This is a genomic window from Homoserinimonas sp., assembly GCF_056262345.1.
Map to the genome: position 1 here is coordinate 1 of NZ_JBACFR010000267.1, position 2778 is coordinate 2778.

The 2778-nt window shown below is 66.8% G+C and carries 3 protein-coding genes; 1 reads left to right on the top strand and 2 read right to left on the bottom strand.

Annotated elements, in window-relative coordinates:
- A partial coding sequence (locus AC062T_RS12585) for a UDP-N-acetylmuramate dehydrogenase (protein ID WP_476030529.1) occupies positions 1-868 on the top strand: 868 nt, incomplete at its 5' end.
- A gap of 50 nt (positions 869-918) precedes the next feature.
- Here the strand turns inward: AC062T_RS12585 and AC062T_RS12590 are convergent.
- Positions 919-1539, bottom strand: coding sequence for a response regulator transcription factor (locus AC062T_RS12590; protein WP_476030531.1), 621 nt, complete (start codon positions 1537-1539; stop codon positions 919-921).
- Positions 1536-2594, bottom strand: coding sequence for a sensor histidine kinase (locus AC062T_RS12595; protein ID WP_476030533.1), 1059 nt, complete (start codon positions 2592-2594; stop codon positions 1536-1538). The genes AC062T_RS12590 and AC062T_RS12595 overlap by 4 nt, the downstream gene beginning before the upstream one ends.
- Positions 2595-2778: the final 184 nt, after the last annotated feature.

The following is a 2778-nucleotide window of genomic DNA, read 5'->3' on the forward strand; positions in this document are numbered from 1 at the left end:
CGACGTGATTCTGCGGGTGCAGGCGGGGGAGTCGTGGGACGGCTTCGTCGCACAGACGGTCGCGGCTGGCCTCGGCGGCGTCGAGGCCCTCTCCGGCATCCCCGGATCCGTCGGTGCGGCTCCCGTGCAAAACATCGGCGCCTACGGGCAAGAGCTTTCTGACACCCTCGTCGCCATCGACTTTCTCGACTATTTGACCGGCGAAACGACTCGCATCCCCGCCGCCGATCTCGGCCTTGGCTACCGCATGTCGGCCATGAAGCAGGGGCGTCGCGGCATTGTGCTGGCGGTCGAGGTTCGGCTCAAGCGCGGCGGCCAAAGCGCCCCCATCGCCTATGCGCAGTTGGCGCGCGAACTGGGTGCCGAGGCAGGCGACACGCAGCCCGTTGCCGCTGTGCGTGAGGCCGTTCTGCGATTGCGTGCATCGAAGGGCATGGTGCTGTCGGATTCCGACCCCGACTCGGTGAGCACGGGCTCGTTCTTCACGAACCCCATCGTGAGCGCCAGGTTCGCGGCGACACTGCCAGCGGATGCTCCGCGCTGGAGCCTCGAGCCAGAGGCTGCCGACACCGTGATCCCGCTCGATCGCCCGGATCTGCTGCAGCAGCTCAAGCCCGCTACCCCCACAGATGCTCGGGTCAAGCTGAGCGCGGCGTGGATGATCGAGCGGTCGGGCATTACGCGCGGCTTCGCCCTGCCCGGTTCCCGCGCAGCGATCTCGAGCAAACACACGCTCGCAATCGTCAACACGGGCGGGGCAACCGCCGTGGAGATCGCCGAGCTGGGCCGCTATGTGCAGACCAGGGTTATGGGCGAGTTCGGGGTGCTCCTTCAGCCGGAGCCCATCCTCGTGGGGCTCAGCCTCTAAGAGATGCAGCGCCCGCGCCAGCCGGGCAGCGTCGCGGGCAGGCGCCCGGGCTACAGCAGCCCGAGCTCCATCGCCCGGGTCACGGCGCGGGTCCGATCGTTGACCTTGAGCTTTTCGAACGTATGCAGCAGATGGGTCTTCACCGTGGCCTCGGCCACAAACAGGGCCTCGGCGATGCGTGGATTGCTTAGCCCCTGCGCGACGAGTGCCAGAACCTCCGTCTCGCGCGGGCTCAGTGAGGGGCCGACGGGCTGCTGCATCCCTTTGACGAGCGCTACCGCCACGGACGGCGCCAGCGCCACCTCGCCGCGCATGACCGCGCGAATTCCCGCCAAAATCTCGTCCTGCGGGGCCGCTTTGAGCAGGTAACCGCTCGCCCCTGCCTCTATCGCGCGCAGGATGCTGTCGTCGCTTTCATACGTCGTCAGGATGAGCACCCGAATGCCCGGTTTCTCCGAGAGGATGCGGGTGGTGGCGGCGTCGCCGTCGATGCCCGGCATGCGCAGGTCCATCAGCACAAGATCGGGCTCAAGGGCGAGGGCAAGCTCGGCAGCCTCGATGCCGGTCGCTGCTTGGCCGACGACCTCGACATCCGCTGCCGTCTGCAGCAATGCCACGATTCCGCCGCGCACGATCTCGTGGTCGTCGGCGACAAGGATGCGAATTGTCATGAGGGCTCCCCGGCGATGGTCATCGTCAGGGTGGTCCCGCGGGCCCCGCTCGCGATATCGAGGCTGCCGCCAGCGAGAGCAAGGCGGTCGCGCATACCGCTCAGCCCGAAACCGCTCGTCGAGAGTGAAGGGTCAAAGCCCCGGCCGTCGTCGCTGACGACGAGGGTGCTTTTGTTCAGGCGGATGCTCGCGCTGGATGCCCCGGAGTGCCTCCGAACATTGGCGAGTGCCTCCTGCGTGCATCGAAGCACGACGACCTCTGAGTCGCGATCGAGCGGAGATTTGTCGCTCACCACGGTTATGGCGATTCCGCTTTCGCGCCGAAAGCGCTCGGCAAGCCGGTCGAGCGCGGCCGCGAGACCGGCGTCGAGGGAGCGGGGTGACCCTGCCTCGACCAGGGATCTGGTCTCGCTCAGAGCGTCCCGGGCGCTGTCCTCAATATGAGCGAGGAGCGTGTTTCTGCGACCCTCGTCGGTCTCAAGCCTCGCGCGCTGGGCGAGCATCACGAGCCCCGTGAGGTCTTGCGCAATCGTGTCGTGGATGTCGCGCGCAAGGCGTTCGCGTTCGGCGATCGTTCCGGCGTCGCGACTCACCGCCGCAAGCTGTTCACGGGTCGATTCGAGCTCTCCGATGAGTTCGTTGCGCTGTTCGCTCTGCGTGACGATGCGCGTGATCCAGAGCCCGAGGGCGATGCTGAAGGCGAGCGAAAGAGCAACCGTGTAGCCGATCGAGGGGAGGGCTTCTGGCTCCGAAGAGATGCTGACCAGAAACCCGAGCCCTACCGCGAGCGCCCCGGCGGTATTGGCGATGATCGCCTCTCTGGTGCCCCGCGCGAGAACCCAGATCAGGGGGAACGATACGCACTGGAAGATCGCGAAGTTGGCCGTTGCCGCGGTGCCGATGCCGCCCGCAACGATGAGTGCCGCGGTGAGCGCGAGGGCCGGGGCGTTGCCCTCGGCGCTCGACCGGGAGAAGAGCACCCACGCGAGCAAAAACAGCGTGACACCCCCGAGCCCCAGCGCGATGCGCCAGGGCTCGGGGGTGGTTGCCAGCAACACACCGACCAGAACGATGGAGATCGCCGCTGCCGCAGCATTTCACCCGCGATTGAGAAACACCTAGCTGTCCTTGCGAATCCAGCGAAAGGTGAGCCGGCACGCGATGAGGCCAAACACGAGCCAGAGTGCCGTCACGATCGCTACCCCGGCGAGATCCCATGTGCCGCCCTGCTCGAGCGTT

Coding starts and splice junctions, on each gene's coding strand:
- AC062T_RS12590 (WP_476030531.1), bottom strand. CDS start 1,539: ATGACAATTCGCATCCTTGTCGCCGACGACCACGAGATCGTGCGCGGC.